This is a genomic window from Marinomonas vulgaris, from assembly GCF_018145875.1.
GTDB lineage: Bacteria > Pseudomonadota > Gammaproteobacteria > Pseudomonadales > Marinomonadaceae > Marinomonas > Marinomonas vulgaris.
This window is the reverse complement of record NZ_JAGSSV010000009.1, coordinates 91,686-105,849: the sequence shown is the minus strand read 5'-3', so window position 1 is coordinate 105,849 and position 14,164 is coordinate 91,686. Positions and strand designations below refer to the sequence as shown.

Genomic DNA, 14,164 nt, shown 5'->3' with positions numbered 1-14,164 from the left:
TCTTCCTAGTTACTAACGTATTTTTTGATTATTTGGATGACATACTGGCGTTTTACCGTTGGCGATGCCGTATTAAACGGACCATTTTTTACCCTATTATTTTAGAGGATCTACTATGAGTGCAGATACCAATAACAACCAAGCGTACGTGCCACCGGCGGTATGGACATGGGAAACCGAGAGCGGTGGCAAGTTCGCCAGCACCAATCGTCCGATTGCGGGCGCGACTCACGATAAGGTCTTGCCGGTTGGCGAGCATGCGTTGCAACTGCATTCATTGGGTACGCCGAACGGCCAAAAAGTCACCATCATGTTGGAAGAATTGCTGGCGTTAGGCATCAGCGAAGCCGAGTACGACGCCTACTTGATCAACATCGGCGAGGGCGATCAGTTTGGTTCTGGTTTTGTCGAAATCAACCCTAATTCTAAGATTCCGGCTTTGATGGATCACAGCACCACGCCGCCTACGCGGGTGTTTGAATCGGGTTCCATCTTGCAATATTTGGCGGAAAAATTTGACGCCTTGATTCCTAAAGACTTGCTCAGCAAAACCGAATGCCGCAACTGGCTGTTTTGGCAAATGGGCTCCGCGCCTTATCTCGGCGGTGGCTTTGGGCATTTTTACGCCTATGCGCCGACCAAGCAGCAATACCCAATCGACCGCTTCGCCATGGAAGTGAAACGCGAACTGGACGTGTTGGATAAGCACTTGGCCGATCACACCTATTTTGCGGGTGACGAATATTCCATCGCCGACATCGCTATCTGGCCTTGGTACGGCAACCTAGTGCTAGGCAACCTTTATGACGCTGCGGAATTCCTCGACGTGGCCAGCTATGAGCACGTGATGCGTTGGGCCAAAGCCATGGAACAACGCCCAGCGGTGCAACGTGGCCGCATCGTGAATCGCTCCTGGGGCGAGGTGTTTCTTGAAGAACGCCATGCCGCGTCTGACTTTGATGGGCTGGTGGGTTGAATCAGCCATAGTTCCCCGTTTTTACCTAAGAAAAAGCGTGTTCAATAAATAAACACTTTATTTCGCTTTTTGGGTGGCTGTCACCATTTTGTAAGGGGCGGATGTGTTAGAGTAGCGGCCTACGCAACCTGTAGGCCAGCATGATGCTGCAACCTGTTTTACAGTCTTACGTCCCCTTCAAGAGAGCTCAAACATGCAAAACCTAACGCAAGACGGACAACAACTCGTCAATTCCCTTTCCAGCCGTTATAACCTAAGCCATGATGCGGTGATGCACATGTTGATTGCGGTGAACAATGGCAGTGGCTCGATGGCGCAGTTTAATTGCCCTGAGTTGGGCGGTGGCGGCCAGTGGATGCGTGGCGGCATGACCATGGTGGGCGACATGTTTAACTACGGCCTGAAATCGACCGTGGATAACTTGTGCAATGAATTGGCCAATGGTTTAGCTTCTATGCAGGTGTTTGCGCCCTTGCCTCAAGGCTCGTTATCGAGCAATCAATGGTGGCCGGGAGATTTAGGTCAGCCATTTAGCAGTGGCGCTCAAAACAGCACGCGCTATGCGATTTTCCCTAACCGTTTGGCGGTTGATGTGAACGGCAGTGTGACGGTTTACGACACCTTGGACAACAATATAGGTGGCATTGGTCAGCAGCAAGGCGGTAACGACTCGCTGACCTTTTCCAGCCAATACGGCACCATTGCGGTGAACAGTTTGCCCGTTGTATCGGGGGCAGGGTTTGCTCAGGTTCAGCCTCCTGTTCAGCCAGCGCAAAATAACTTTATGGAGACGCCGACACCGGCTCCTATGGCAACGCAAAATAATCAAAGCATGCCTAACCAAAACCAGTTTAACCAAAACACCTCGTCTGTTGATGAGGTGATTCAGTTGATTGAGAAATTGGCTAAATTGCGCGACATGGGCGCGATTTCAGAAAATGAATACAATTCGAAAAAGATCGATTTATTGAATCGTATCTGAGCCTGTCTTAGAAACAGATTGCTCTGGAAACAGATAGACACTGAAAATAGACACAAAAAAAGCAGAATAGGACGACATCCTATTCTGCTTTTTGTTTTCTAATATAACGCTGTTTAACGATTAAGCGCTTGCCTGTTTTAAGCTTTTGCTCCGGCAATGTCGTTAAAGGCTTGGAACTGAGACAAATACACCTTGCCGTTTAAGTGTTTCAAGAAACCGCTGCGTTCTAGGTTGTCCATCACTGGGCCTTTCACTTCTGAGAAAGACAACTTGATGCCAAGGGATTCCAACTGCACGTTTAAGGCTTCGAGCATTTCCAACGCACTGTAGTCAATTTCGTTCACCGCGCTGCACTGAATCACCACGTGCTTAATGGCTTTGCGCTGACTGATGGCGTCGACCACGTAATCTTCCAAGAAGGTGGCATTGGCGAAGAACAAACTTTCGTCTGGACGCAAACACAACAGATTTGGCGCGGTTTTCACTTCGTAGCGTTTGATGTTACGAAAGTGCTCGGTGCCGTCGATCAAGCCGACTTCCGCCACGTGTGGCTTAGAAGTGCGGTACAAATGCAGAGCAATGGATAAAATCACCCCTGACGCCACACCCACTTCCACACCCATTAACAAGGTAATGCTGATGGTGGCAAACACCGCGTAGAAATCGCTGCGAGAGAACTGCCAGGTTTTCTTCAAGATCGAGAAATCGATCAAGGTGATCACCGCCACAATAATGGTGGCCGCTAAGGTGGCTTTGGGCAAAAAGTACAGCAAAGGTGTGAGCAGCAAGGAGGCGATCATGATGCCGATGGCGGTCATGATGCTGGCGAGCTGAGTCACCGCGCCGGCGTCAAAGTTCACTACAGAGCGAGAGAACCCACCGGTTACTGGAAAACCACCAGAAATACCTGAAGCGATGTTCGCCGCGCCTAAGCCGATTAATTCTTGGTTAGGTTTGACTTTTTCGCGGCGTTTCGCCCCTAGGGTTTTACCGACGGAAATGGATTCCACATAACCAATAATGGAAATCATCAAGGCGGGCAACGCTAGAGATTTGATTAATTCCAAAGACGGCATGGTTAGGCTTAACGTTGGTAGTCCTGCTGGAATATGACCGGTAATGGCCACCCCGTAGTCTTCTAAGTTATAGAAGTACACAATGGCCAAACTGCCCGCCACACCCAAGATAGGCGCGGTTTTCGCAAGCGAACCTGCCGCCGAAGGCGACGCTTTGAGCATGAGGAATACACGTTTTGCGTAACGTCGAGCCAGTAACAAAAACACCACCACAGACGCGCCAATCGCAAAGGTCACTGGCTTGAACTGGCCAATGTTTTCCAACATGGTGCTTAACAGCTCCACCACATTGTCACCATGGCCTGAAACCCCCAAGATGTGCTTGAGCTGGCTTAACGCAATGATGATCCCGGACGCCGAGATAAACCCAGAAATGACCGAGTGCGACAGCAAGTTAGTGACCATACCCAGTTTTAGTACCCCCATAATGACCAGCATAATGCCGGACAATAAGGCGAGGGTGATGGCGCCGGTTAAATAGCTTGCCGTGCCTTGATCGGCGATCACACCCAAAGACGTGGCTGTCATTAAAGACGCCACGGCCACAGGGCCCACCGACAAAGAGGTGCTGGTACCAAATAAGGCATACAGCACCAAGGGCAAGATACTCGAGTACAAGCCAACTTCGGCTGGCACACCGGCTAACATGGCGTAACCCAGCGACTGAGGAATCAGTAGCATGGTCACAATGAAAGCCGCGGTCGCGTCTTGACTGAATTGTCCGCGGTTGTAGCCTTTCAGCCAAGACAAAGCGGGAATGAAACGTTCCATGGTGTCGTTCTCGTTATTTGCGTAGTTGGGGTTTAACAAACCATTCGTGACCTTTTAACATGCCGCGCCAGTAGAAAGGCGGCAACAGGTCTTCTTTTAACACCCAAGCAAGATACGTCGGTTTGGTGCCATCGTTCAACCACGCCGGGAAAGTAGGGAGCAATTTGCCGCCAAAGCCAAATTCCGCCAAGACGATTTTGCCGCGCTCTACGGTTAATGGGCAAGAACCGTAACCGTCGTAGTAAGCGTTGATGTCTTGGTTTTGCATGGCTTTTAGAATGTTGTGCGCGGCCACAGGAGCTTGCTTACGCACGGCGGCCATGGTTTTAGCGTTCGGACTGTTGGTGACGTCGCCCAATGACCAGACATTTTTGAAGCTGGCGTGCTGCAAGGTTTCTTTGTCAATGTCGACCCAGCCGGCATCGTCCACTAATGGGCTGTTGCGAATAAAGTCTGGTGCGGTTTGCGCTGGGCAAACGTGCAGCATGTCGAATTCGGTCTCAACAATGGTCTGCTCGCCGTTTTGATCGGTAGTCGCAAAGTAAGCCCGTTGATTTGGGCCATCGACCTTGACTAGGTTATGGCCAAAATTAGTGTCGACTTGGTATTTTTCGATGTAGGTTTCCAACGAAGGCACATAATCTTTTACCCCAAATAACACAGCACCTGCATTGAAAAAAGACACATCGATGTTGTTGAGTTTGTCTTTTTTGAACCAGTGGTCACAAGACAAGTACATGGCTTTTTGTGGCGCGCCGGCGCACTTGATTGGCATTGGTGGCTGGGTGAAAACGGCTTTGCCTTTGCCCAGTTTTTGCACCAGTTCCCATGTGTACGGAGCAAGATCGTAGCGGTAGTTCGAGGTGACACCATTGCGGCCAAGGGATTCTTTTAGGCCTTCGACGGAATCCCAATTCAGCTTGATGCCAGCGGCGACCACAAGATGATCGTAAGAAAGCTGTTGGCCATTTTCTAGGCTGACACGATTTTGCTCTGGGGCGAAACTTTTAACCGCTTCTTTTAGCCAGGTGGTGCCTTTTGGAATCACTTCGGCCATGGTACGACGGGTGCTGGCGGCTTTGAAGACACCACCACCAACGAGCGTCCAGCCTGGCTGGTAGAAGTGACTGTCGGCGGGGTCGACCAAACAAATTTTCAGGCTCGCTTTACGTTTTAGCAAGCTGGCTGCGGTGGAAATACCTGCTGTGCCGGCACCGACGACCACCACATCGTAGTGGGTGGCTGGGGGGTTGTTTTCAGCGACATTAGCTTGCTCTGAAGTGTCTTTAGCCGGCGCTTGGGCCGCCATCATGTCTTGAGCGGCTTGCCAGATTTGTGTAGAGCGATTACCGGTGCGACAAAAAGCGTGGACATTCTCTGCATCTTGAATGGTCCCTATGAACGCCTTGATGTCATCTTCGGTCATCTGTCCGCCGGAAAAGGGAATGTGCGCGGTGGCAATGCCCTTATCTTTAGCGACGGCGGCGATGTCTGCAAACGCCAATTGCCCGCTTTCTTCGTTGTCGGGGCGATTACAAATAATCAGTGTGACACCTGCAGCGGCGAGTGTGTCCACGTCGTTCAGGGTAAGTTGCTCGGATACGGAGTATTGCTCGGTGATGTGTTTACGTTGCATGCTTATTCTCTCGTTTTTTTAGTTAGCCTAATGAGGGGTCATTAGGCTATTTTTTTATTAAGCAAACATGATGTGAGTCATGTTGTAGTGTGAGACCGAGAAACGGGCGGAGCGCCCGTTAACTTGGTTTATTTGAAAGCATTCAGTGGTACTTTTAAGTAAGACATACCATTGTCTTCTGGTGCTGGCATGTGACCGGCACGCATGTTGATTTGCAAAGATGGTAGGATCAAACGTGGCATGGCCAGAGTGGCATCACGCTTCTCGCGAAGCTCAATGAAAGCCGCTTTGCTGATGTCTTTCTTAACGTGGATGTTTTCTTCACGTTGTTGCTTAACTGTAGTTTGGTATTCCAACTCGCGGCCATTTGGGCAGTAATCGTGGCACATGAAAATGCGGTAATCGTCTGGCAAGGCCAAGATTTTCTGTACCGAATCAAACAAGGTGCCTGCGTCGCCGCCTGGGAAATCAGCACGAGCAGAACCGGCATCTGGCATAAACAAGGTGTCACCAACAAATACGGCATCGCCTAGCACATGGGTGAAACACGCTGGCGTATGGCCAGGGGTGTGCATCGCAGTACACGCCATGTCGCCGATCATGAACTGCTCACCGTCGGTGAACAGGTGGTCGAACTGAGAGCCATCGTGCAAGAAGTCTGCGCCTTCGTTAAAGATCGTTCCAAAGGTTTCTTGTACCGTGGTGATGTGTGAGCCAATACCGATTTTGCCACCGACTTTCTTTTGAATATAAGGCGCTGCAGATAAGTGATCGGCGTGTACGTGGGTTTCAATCAACCATTCTACTTTTAGTTTATGGTCGGTCACGTAGGCGATGATTTCGTCTGCGCTGGTGGTTGATGTGCCGCCAGAGGCGTAGTCAAAATCCAGTACGCTATCAACAATGGCACAGCTAGAAGAGGCCGGGTCTTTTACCACATAAGAAAAGGTATTGGAGTCTTTATCAAAAAAAGCCGCCACATTGGGTTGAGCAATAAGATTGGTTGTCATGGTTCACCTCACTGTTTAATTGGGTCTTGAATGGTTGGCCCATTCAGCGTAACGATGTCGTTGTAAGAGCAGAAACCGTGCCAAAATATCTAAAAGATATTAAATGCTTGATTTCAATATAGTAATTGTATTTATTATTGCAATTAAATTAAATTAGTTTTTTCTAATTAAGTTAATAGTTGCTATTTTTGACACAGGTTTTGTCATAATTGACATTGGCGAAGTGGGTAAAAAGTGCTTATTAAAGAGGGGGTTGAGTGCAGGAGTGCAAATAGGATCGCCACTTGCTTAAGTGGTGATCCTATTTGTTAAGAGGTTAGCGAAATTTAAATTGTTTGATCTTGTTGGCCAGCGCTTGGCTCATATTGGCAATCATGGCGCTGCCGTCGGATACCTGTTGGGCATCGTCGAGCACTTTTTCTGAGACGCTACGAATGCCAATAATGTTTTGATTGATTTCTTCTGCAACAGCACCCTGTTGCTCAGCGGCGGAAGCGATTTGCTTGCTACGGGAAGAGGCGTCGTCTACTTGCACTAACATATTTTTTAACTTTTCGGCTGCTAGGTGCATGCGCTCGGCACCGCGTTCCGCTTGGGTCGTACTGGACGCCATGGAAGTGGAAGCCGCTTTTGACTGTTGCTGTAGTTTTTCAATGATGGTGCTGATTTCAACCGTTGAGGTTTGGGTGCGACTGGCCAGGGAGCGCACCTCATCGGCGACCACCGCAAAGCCACGACCTAGCTCTCCAGCTCGCGCCGCTTCGATGGCCGCATTCAAGGCCAATAGATTGGTTTGTTCGGAAATGCCGCCAATCACCCCAAGCACCGAATCTATGTCGGCCGTTTGAGCCAGCAATTTAACAATGACCTCGTTGGCACCTTCAATGTGGTTGGTGAGGCTTTGAATGTCACTGTTGGTGGCGTCTAGATCCTGGCTGCTTTCACGAGTAATGGTTTGCACGGTTTGGGTGGCATCGGCGGTGTCTTTGGCGTGCTGTGCGACATCTTTAATGGAATATGACATTTCATTCATGGCAGTGGCCAGTAACTCCACTTCTTGAAACTGTTTGTCCATGCCTTGCTTGGTATTGAGGCTATTGCCTTGCATTTGCACGCACACGGCTTGCAGCTCGGTGATGGCATGATCTACTTCTAATAGAGTGTTATTTAATGAGCGCGACGCTGAGTTGGCCGCGTCGGCGAGCATGCCTATTTCGTCACCCCGTTGCATGTCTAGATGTTCGGTTAGGTCGCCAGTGGCAATGTGCTGAAGGTGATCGGTCACGGTTTTAAGCGGGCGGGTAATGTTGCGCACAATGATGATGCTGGCGATGGTGGCAAAAATAATCAGTAAAAGCTCGATCACAGCAGACTGTTCAACGGCTCGCCAAAATAGATCTGTTACTGAACTGTAAAAAACACCGCTACCAATTACCCATCCCCACGGTTTGTAGCCTTTGACGTAGGAGACTTTGTCTTCCGGTTTGTCTACTTGTGGGCCTTGATAAGCGTAGTTTACATAGCCTTCACCTTGTTGTTTTACGATGTCGACCATTTTTTGCCAGTGTAACTGGCCTTCAGCGTCTGTGGTTTTGGCCATGTTTTTGCCGATGATCTCAGGCTTTAACGGGTGCATTAACAAGGTGGCTTGCATGTCATTAACCCAGAAATAACCACTGTCACCAAAGCGTAAAGCTGCAATGGCTTCTAGTGCAGATTGCTTTGCCTTTTCTTCGCCAATATATTGCGCTTGCTTGCCATAAAAATTCACCAGTGAATAAGCGTTATCCACTTGCTCTTTGACTTGTTGCTGACGTGCGTTAAGCAGTTGATTATAGAGCTCGTTGTAGGTGGTAATGCTAAACACCAAAAGCAACGTGACTAGGGTGGCAATTAATCCCCACAGCTTGTAACTGATCTTGATAGAGCTAAGCGACATGGAACGTCCTTTTCTTTTTATTGAGATTTATCATTAATTGTATTTATGGGTGGCTAGTATGAGGGGGTTGCTGTATTCAAAAACTGAGCGAGATCAAGGAAACAACACTTTCGGGGATATTTTGTTAGTATCGAACCAGGCTAGTAAAAAGCGATTAACTCTTGTTGAGGACCCAGTATGCAATATTCGATTTTAATCACCGGCTGTTCCAGCGGAATTGGCCTAGAAGCGGTGAAAATGCTTCAAGCACGAGACTTTTTGGTGGTGGCGAGTTGTCGTCGCGCCGACGATGTGGCCGCGTTAAAAGCACAGGGTATTCACCATGTGGTGCAATTGGATTTAGCCGATTCGGCGTCCATCGCCAAAGGCTTGGAAGAAACATTAGCCATCACCAATGGGGAGTTATTCGCGCTGTTTAACAATGGTGCCTATGGTCAACCCGGTGCGGTGGAAGATTTACCGGTAGACGCCTTGCGAGAGCAGTTTGAGTGCAATGTGTTTGGTACCCATGAGTTGACCACCAAGGTACTGAACATCATGTTAGCCCAAGGTTATGGCCGTATCGTCAATAACAGCTCGGTGTTAGGGCTGGTGGCGGCGCCGTTCCGTGGGGCGTATAACGCCAGTAAATTTGCTTTAGAAGGACTAACCGATACGATGCGTTTGGAGCTGTCTGATACGCCCATTAAGGTCAGCTTAATTGAGCCAGGCCCGATTGAAAGTCGCTTTCGTGCCAATGCTTTGTTGGCCTTGAAAAAGCATATCGATGTGGCCAACAGTCGCCATCAGGCAGGTTATGTAGAAGCCATGGCGCGATTGAGTAAAGAAGGGCCGACTTCGTCGCAAACCTTGCCCGCCAGTGCGGTGGTGAATAAATTACTGCACGCGCTAGAATCAAGTCGTCCTAAAGCGCGATATTATGTGACCTTGCCTACTTACGCGGCGGTGTTTTTAAAACGTGTGTTGCCAACCTGCTTGCTTGATCGAATCATGCGTCGCCAAGGGGCTTAACGGCTGGTGCGATTGATCTGTTAATCTAACGTGTTGAGCCAAGTTGTGATGGCTGATAAATAGGCTTGACGAGCGCTTTTATGGGACAAATACAAATCATGAAAGCCCTCTGTAATGACCTTGGTGGTGAGCTTCGAGAAGGTTTTGTCGGCGGCATCTTGCATGCTGTCTACGTCGAGCACGCCATCCCCTTGTTGGGTTTCTGCCACGGTGGCTTTGCCAATAGTACTGACTTTGGATCGACACAATAAGGTGGGTATGGCGAGGCGCTGATGGGCGAGATGACGCTGGGTGCGAATGATTTCTCGCAGCCAATGAAACGACAAATCAAAGCCTTCCGCGGGTTTCCAATCCAAACGATAATCCCATTCACCCCCAAATTTTGTATGCAAAGTTTTGGCGTATAGCGAGATTTTTTTGGCGCGCAAAAAAGAAAAAGGCAGCGCGCTGACCAGCATACGAATCGGCCAACTGATGCGATTGAGCATGGCGGGAGGAAACGGCAGCGCCAGAAAAGGGCTGTTGAGTATCAAGCCACGCACTGTTGGAAAGTCGTTGCGATAGTGGCTGTCCCGCTCCGGCAAAGCATAAGGTTGCGCTAGGTAATTAGAAAGAATGAGCCCGCCAGTCGAGTGCCCCAAAAGCACCAGGCTGTTTATGCCATCGGCTTTCATGGTGGCGAGTGCGATGTCGATGTCTTGGCCATATTGGTCGAGTGAGTCACACCAATTGGGCGGCGTAGAAGGGCGAATAGAACGACCATAGCCTTGCAGATCCAGCGCGTAAAACCGATAACCCAGCGCCACAAAGTGTTCGGCTAGGCCGGTCTGGAAAAAATAATCCGTGTAGCCGTGCACATACAAGATGCCCTTGTCCGACGATGGGTTGCCCTTGTGATGAATTAAGGTTGTATGCACCAGGGTGTTGGGGTCTTGATTGGCAGCGCCGGCAAAAGCAAAGGTGCGCGCATGAAATTCCGGCCCCAATAAGTCATCACCTTGGTGTACCAGTGTCCAGTGTTGTCCTATTGGTGTGCTCATTGTGACCCCAAGGCGTTAAAAATAAGACTAGCGGAAAATGCTCTCGCCCATTTGGTCTATGGTCAATTTGGCTTTACGTAGGGTGATCTCGATGCACTGCTCGCGACCTGGCATCAAGTCGGAGCGGATGAACTGATGGGTTTTTATATCGTCGCCTTCTCCTTTGGTGATGACGGCCGCGACACGGAATTGGCCGTTGTCTTTCATTGGCGCGGGTACAATGGAAAAGCCCTTGTATTCAACCGCTTCTTCGGCTTTTTCTGGGGCACTTTCGCCACCTGCAAATAAGCCTTTTAGGCCAGATAAAATTCCCATGTGTGTGTTCCTCTATTAACTGTGTTGATTACTTGTCGGCTATTTTTCGGGGATTTGTTGTAATAGTCAAATATCATCGTATGATTCCCCTTTTTATTGGTCACAAAGAGTAGGCAGACATGGCGGGAACACAGGCGAACAATCCATTACACGGGGTGAAATTAGAGAAGGTAGTCACGGATCTAGTGGCGCATTACGGATGGGAAGAGTTGTCGTTTCGTATCAATATTAATTGCTTTAAAAGCGACCCGTCGGTTAAGTCCAGCTTAAAGTTTTTGCGCAAAACCCCATGGGCTCGGGAGAAAGTGGAAGCCTTGTTTTTAGCTACTTTCCACTAGGCTTTATGATCAGCAAAAGTGTCGTTATTAAGCGCGTCGCAATGCACCATGTTGCGGCCCTTGTGTTTGGCTGAATACAGGTTTTTATCCGCCGCTTTAAGGAACTCTCTGAAGGTTTGGCCCTGGTGAAGTGGCGCAATGCCAATGCTCACCGTGACCTTGATGTCTTGTTTTTTCGAATGGAACACCGTTTCTTCGACGTTTTTACGCAGCGCTTCGGCAAAATTGAGTGTTTGTGATGAGGTGTGTTCTCGCAACACGATTAAAAATTCTTCACCACCAATGCGATACACAGTATCGCTGTCGGCATACAGGTGCAGTAATTCAGTCATCTGCACCAAAACCGCATCGCCCACATCGTGACCAAATTCGTCATTAACGAGTTTGAAATAATCAATGTCGATAATCAGCAGGTGAGTGCGCTCTTCTTCAGGTAAGCAGGGCTCTTGGTGTTTATTAAAATCGTTAAAAAACAGCTTCAAGGCATGGCGGTTTTTCGCTCCTGTTAATGGGTCTTGAAACGCCATTTTTTGCAATCTTATGTCTCTGGCCATGTACTGGCTTTGATAAAGGTAGCAAATAAAGTACGACAAAAAATAGGTTAGAACGAAGTTCAACACGGCGCGATAGGCAATGTAGCTTTCCGTATCGGATTTGACATAGAGCACAATGGCCGCAGGAATGGCCAATAACAGTGTGTAAATAAAACCGTATTTTGCGCCGCTCAATAAACAAAAAAGAGGAGGGAGGAAGAGTAGCCAGAAAACAGAGCCGGCGCGCAAATCTGCAAAACTAAAGGTATGAAAAATCACCGCAGTAAGGGACAACATGAGCAAGTTGGTGTGCCAATATTGCGTGGTATTGTGGTAGGCACAGTAAAAAAAATACAGATTTAACAGGCCGAAAAATATTTCCACAACACCGACAGAAGTTTGATTGAACATCAATATATTCAAAACAGAGAAAAACAGCATAGCCAGACCGCTCGCAAGGCTAAGCCATTTGTGCAGTATCACTCTGGTTTCGAGTAGTTCTAAATCGCTTTGGTCCAGCATTTGGGATCTGTCTTTCCGTGGATCAGTTTTTATTGGCTGCACATTATCTACCAAAAAAATAGATGACTTGCATTTATTTTAGTAACAATTTGTTATCAATAGCAACAAACTGGCTGGCTTCATTGATCAAAGATTGTGCGGTTAGGCATTCTACACCGTATACTTCCACCCGTGTTTGGTATTTTTCGACGAGTTTCTTTGCCAGTAAGTCGAAATCGCCGTCCCCAGAGACCAGCACTAATATATCGCTGTCTTTGCCTAGATCTATGCCGTCTAGCGCTATGCCTACGTCCCAATCGCCCTTGGCGGAACCGTCTGAACGCTGAATAAAGGGTTTGAGTTTCACTTCAAAGCCAATGGCGCGCAAAATATTCTGAAATTGACGCTGTTTTTCGTCGCCTCTGTCGGTCGCATACGCCACCGCGTGGACGACTTGGCGATTGTGCGTGGCTTGTCGCCAAAATTCGTTGTAATCAAAAGAGCGTCCAAACGCCTGTCGTGTGGTGTAATAGACATTTTGCACATCGACTAAGATGGTGACGGTTTGCATGTTTTTCCTAGGGTAATAATAGTGTGAACAGTGATAAGAAAAGACCACAGGGTACAAGCGATTGACGTAAAATGACACGATAACCAATGGTACTTTAAAATAAACAATGGAGTAAGAGTATGTCTGGATTTGAACCTAGCCAAGGCCGACGCCCCCAGTCGCCCAGAGAGGATAACGCCAAAAGCAATGTGGTGGTGGCTTATGTGTGCATGTTGCTGGGAATCTTTACCGGTGTGTTTTGGTTGATCGGTGCCATTTGGGCCATGGTGAAAATTAATGAAGCGCGAGGCACCTTGTACGAAGACCATTATGTGAACATTATCAGTACCTTTTGGTGGGGCATTTTCTTGACCGTGGTGGGTTTGGTGTTGGCGCTGTTTTTTGTCGGTTATTTTGTTTTGCTAGGGGTGTGGTTGTGGTCGATTTTTCGAATGGTTAAAGGCATCGCTCGGGCGACATCGAACCAATCTTATCGGCCGATGTACAACCCGTTTTCCTGAGATTATTGTGGATTCGCCGCCTGCACAGAGAGATTCATCTGGCTGGTTTGATACAGTCGCCCTTCACTGGCGTAGCGTGCCAACTGCGTCAAACTCACGGCGGTGTCTGGGGTGACCGCTAAACGTATGGTTTGCGGATCAGCGAGAAAGTCTGTGAGGGTCGTTGCGATGTGTTTCGCCTCAGGGGAATTGGCAGGCGCTAAACCAAGCATTTGGCTGCCAAAGGCAAAGGCGTCTTTTTGTGCTTGTGTTGCCCGTGCCGACATAGGCTGAGCTGGCAGTAAGTGCGCCACCAGTCCCGCTTCGTCGTAACGTGCAGACAATGAACTCAGTTCGATGTCGTCGCCGTATAAATTCAACATGGCTTCTGGTTGCCCTAATGCGATGGAAGCCAGTAGGTCCGATCTCAGTTCCGGTAAGTTGATGGCATCGTTTAACAAATTGATGTGGGACGATAGGGACACCTTGCCCACGTCTTTGATTATTAAGTCAAAGTGTGTGTTTACCGCTTGCCCTTCGGTTTGAGAAGAAAACGTGCCCTTGGCGAGTAAGGTGTCGATACCAGCGGCGCGCATAAGTCGTCCTGTATCGCGTGACACTTCTTCGATAGCGCTTTCTTGCACCCAAAAACTGATGTCTAGGTTTGGGTGGGTGAGCGGGTAGCTGTTAAAAGCAATGCGTGCGAAATGCAACCAAGGGGCTTCTGGGTTGCCCACGCGCACCTGTTCAAAAGACGGCGTTAGCGTGAAAGGGTCAAAATGCACCTTTTCGTAATGCACCAAAGGCGTTAATCCGGATTGTTCGAGTTGTTTAAGAAAAGCACGTTCGGCGTATTTGGCACCAAAGTGCTGAATACCAAACAGCAAAAACACCACGCCACAGGCGATGAAAATGCAGTAAATAACGGCTTTGCCGAGCAGTGTTTGAAATCGAGACGTTGTGTTCAAGGGAATAGTCCGGTAAAT

Annotated in this window: 14 protein-coding genes; 5 read left to right on the top strand and 9 right to left on the bottom strand. The window is 48.7% G+C overall.

Annotated elements, in window-relative coordinates; genetic code table 11:
* Positions 1-115 precede the first annotated feature (115 nt).
* Positions 116-976, top strand: a complete 861-nt coding sequence (gene yghU / locus J9B83_RS09370; RefSeq protein WP_211536490.1) for a glutathione-dependent disulfide-bond oxidoreductase — start codon at positions 116-118, stop codon at positions 974-976.
* 193 nt (positions 977-1,169) lie between these two features.
* Positions 1,170-1,958, top strand: a complete 789-nt coding sequence (locus J9B83_RS09365) for an SHOCT domain-containing protein (RefSeq protein WP_211536489.1) — start codon at positions 1,170-1,172, stop codon at positions 1,956-1,958.
* A gap of 137 nt (positions 1,959-2,095) precedes the next feature.
* Here the strand turns inward: J9B83_RS09365 and J9B83_RS09360 are convergent, their stop codons facing one another.
* The 4 genes from J9B83_RS09360 to J9B83_RS09345 all read right to left on the bottom strand — a co-directional run bounded on the left by J9B83_RS09360 (position 2,096) and on the right by J9B83_RS09345 (position 8,390).
* On the bottom strand, positions 2,096-3,805 hold the full coding sequence (locus tag J9B83_RS09360) for a SulP family inorganic anion transporter (protein WP_211536488.1): 1,710 nt from the start codon (positions 3,803-3,805) through the stop codon (positions 2,096-2,098).
* Positions 3,806-3,818: 13 nt separating this feature from the next.
* Positions 3,819-5,441 carry a bifunctional protein tyrosine phosphatase family protein/NAD(P)/FAD-dependent oxidoreductase gene (locus tag J9B83_RS09355; RefSeq protein WP_211536487.1) on the bottom strand — a complete coding sequence of 541 codons (1,623 nt, stop codon included), beginning with the start codon at positions 5,439-5,441 and terminating at the stop codon, positions 3,819-3,821.
* 128 nt (positions 5,442-5,569) lie between these two features.
* Positions 5,570-6,451: an MBL fold metallo-hydrolase gene (locus tag J9B83_RS09350; RefSeq protein WP_211536486.1), complete on the bottom strand. Its 882-nt coding sequence runs from the start codon at positions 6,449-6,451 to the stop codon at positions 5,570-5,572.
* A 316-nt stretch (positions 6,452-6,767) separates the two neighbouring features.
* A complete protein-coding gene (locus J9B83_RS09345; protein ID WP_211536485.1) occupies positions 6,768-8,390 on the bottom strand; it encodes a methyl-accepting chemotaxis protein in 1,623 nt (540 codons plus the stop codon).
* Between the two features lie 177 nt (positions 8,391-8,567).
* Here J9B83_RS09345 and J9B83_RS09340 point away from each other — a divergent pair, with 177 nt between their 5' ends.
* Positions 8,568-9,401 carry an SDR family NAD(P)-dependent oxidoreductase gene (locus tag J9B83_RS09340; RefSeq protein WP_211536484.1) on the top strand — a complete coding sequence of 278 codons (834 nt, stop codon included), beginning with the start codon at positions 8,568-8,570 and terminating at the stop codon, positions 9,399-9,401.
* Positions 9,402-9,421: 20 nt separating this feature from the next.
* Here J9B83_RS09340 and J9B83_RS09335 read toward each other — a convergent pair whose 3' ends face one another.
* Positions 9,422-10,441, bottom strand: a complete 1,020-nt coding sequence (locus tag J9B83_RS09335; protein ID WP_211536483.1) for an alpha/beta hydrolase — start codon at positions 10,439-10,441, stop codon at positions 9,422-9,424.
* A 27-nt stretch (positions 10,442-10,468) separates the two neighbouring features.
* Positions 10,469-10,756, bottom strand: coding sequence for an HlyU family transcriptional regulator (locus J9B83_RS09330; RefSeq protein WP_211536482.1), 288 nt, complete (start codon positions 10,754-10,756; stop codon positions 10,469-10,471).
* A 119-nt stretch (positions 10,757-10,875) separates the two neighbouring features.
* On the opposite strand from J9B83_RS09330, the gene J9B83_RS09325 reads away from it, so the two are divergent.
* On the top strand, positions 10,876-11,094 hold the full coding sequence (locus tag J9B83_RS09325; protein ID WP_211536481.1) for a VF530 family protein: 219 nt from the start codon (positions 10,876-10,878) through the stop codon (positions 11,092-11,094).
* On the opposite strand, the gene J9B83_RS09320 is transcribed toward J9B83_RS09325, so the two are convergent.
* Both J9B83_RS09320 and J9B83_RS09315 read right to left on the bottom strand, forming a co-directional pair.
* Positions 11,091-12,149, bottom strand: coding sequence for a GGDEF domain-containing protein (locus tag J9B83_RS09320; protein ID WP_236037226.1), 1,059 nt, complete (start codon positions 12,147-12,149; stop codon positions 11,091-11,093). The two genes, J9B83_RS09325 and J9B83_RS09320, sit on opposite strands and share 4 nt — an antisense overlap.
* 73 nt (positions 12,150-12,222) lie before the next feature.
* Entirely contained in the window at positions 12,223-12,699 is a 477-nt protein-coding gene (locus tag J9B83_RS09315) for an NYN domain-containing protein (RefSeq protein ID WP_211536480.1), read from the bottom strand.
* Positions 12,700-12,818: 119 nt separating this feature from the next.
* Here J9B83_RS09315 and J9B83_RS09310 point away from each other — a divergent pair, with 119 nt between their 5' ends.
* Positions 12,819-13,199 (top strand): DUF4870 family protein, encoded by a 381-nt coding sequence (locus J9B83_RS09310; protein WP_211536479.1) that lies wholly within the window; start codon positions 12,819-12,821, stop codon positions 13,197-13,199.
* Positions 13,200-13,201: 2 nt separating this feature from the next.
* Here J9B83_RS09310 and J9B83_RS09305 read toward each other — a convergent pair whose 3' ends face one another.
* A complete protein-coding gene (locus tag J9B83_RS09305; RefSeq protein ID WP_211536478.1) occupies positions 13,202-14,146 on the bottom strand; it encodes a hypothetical protein in 945 nt (314 codons plus the stop codon).
* Positions 14,147-14,164: the final 18 nt, after the last annotated feature.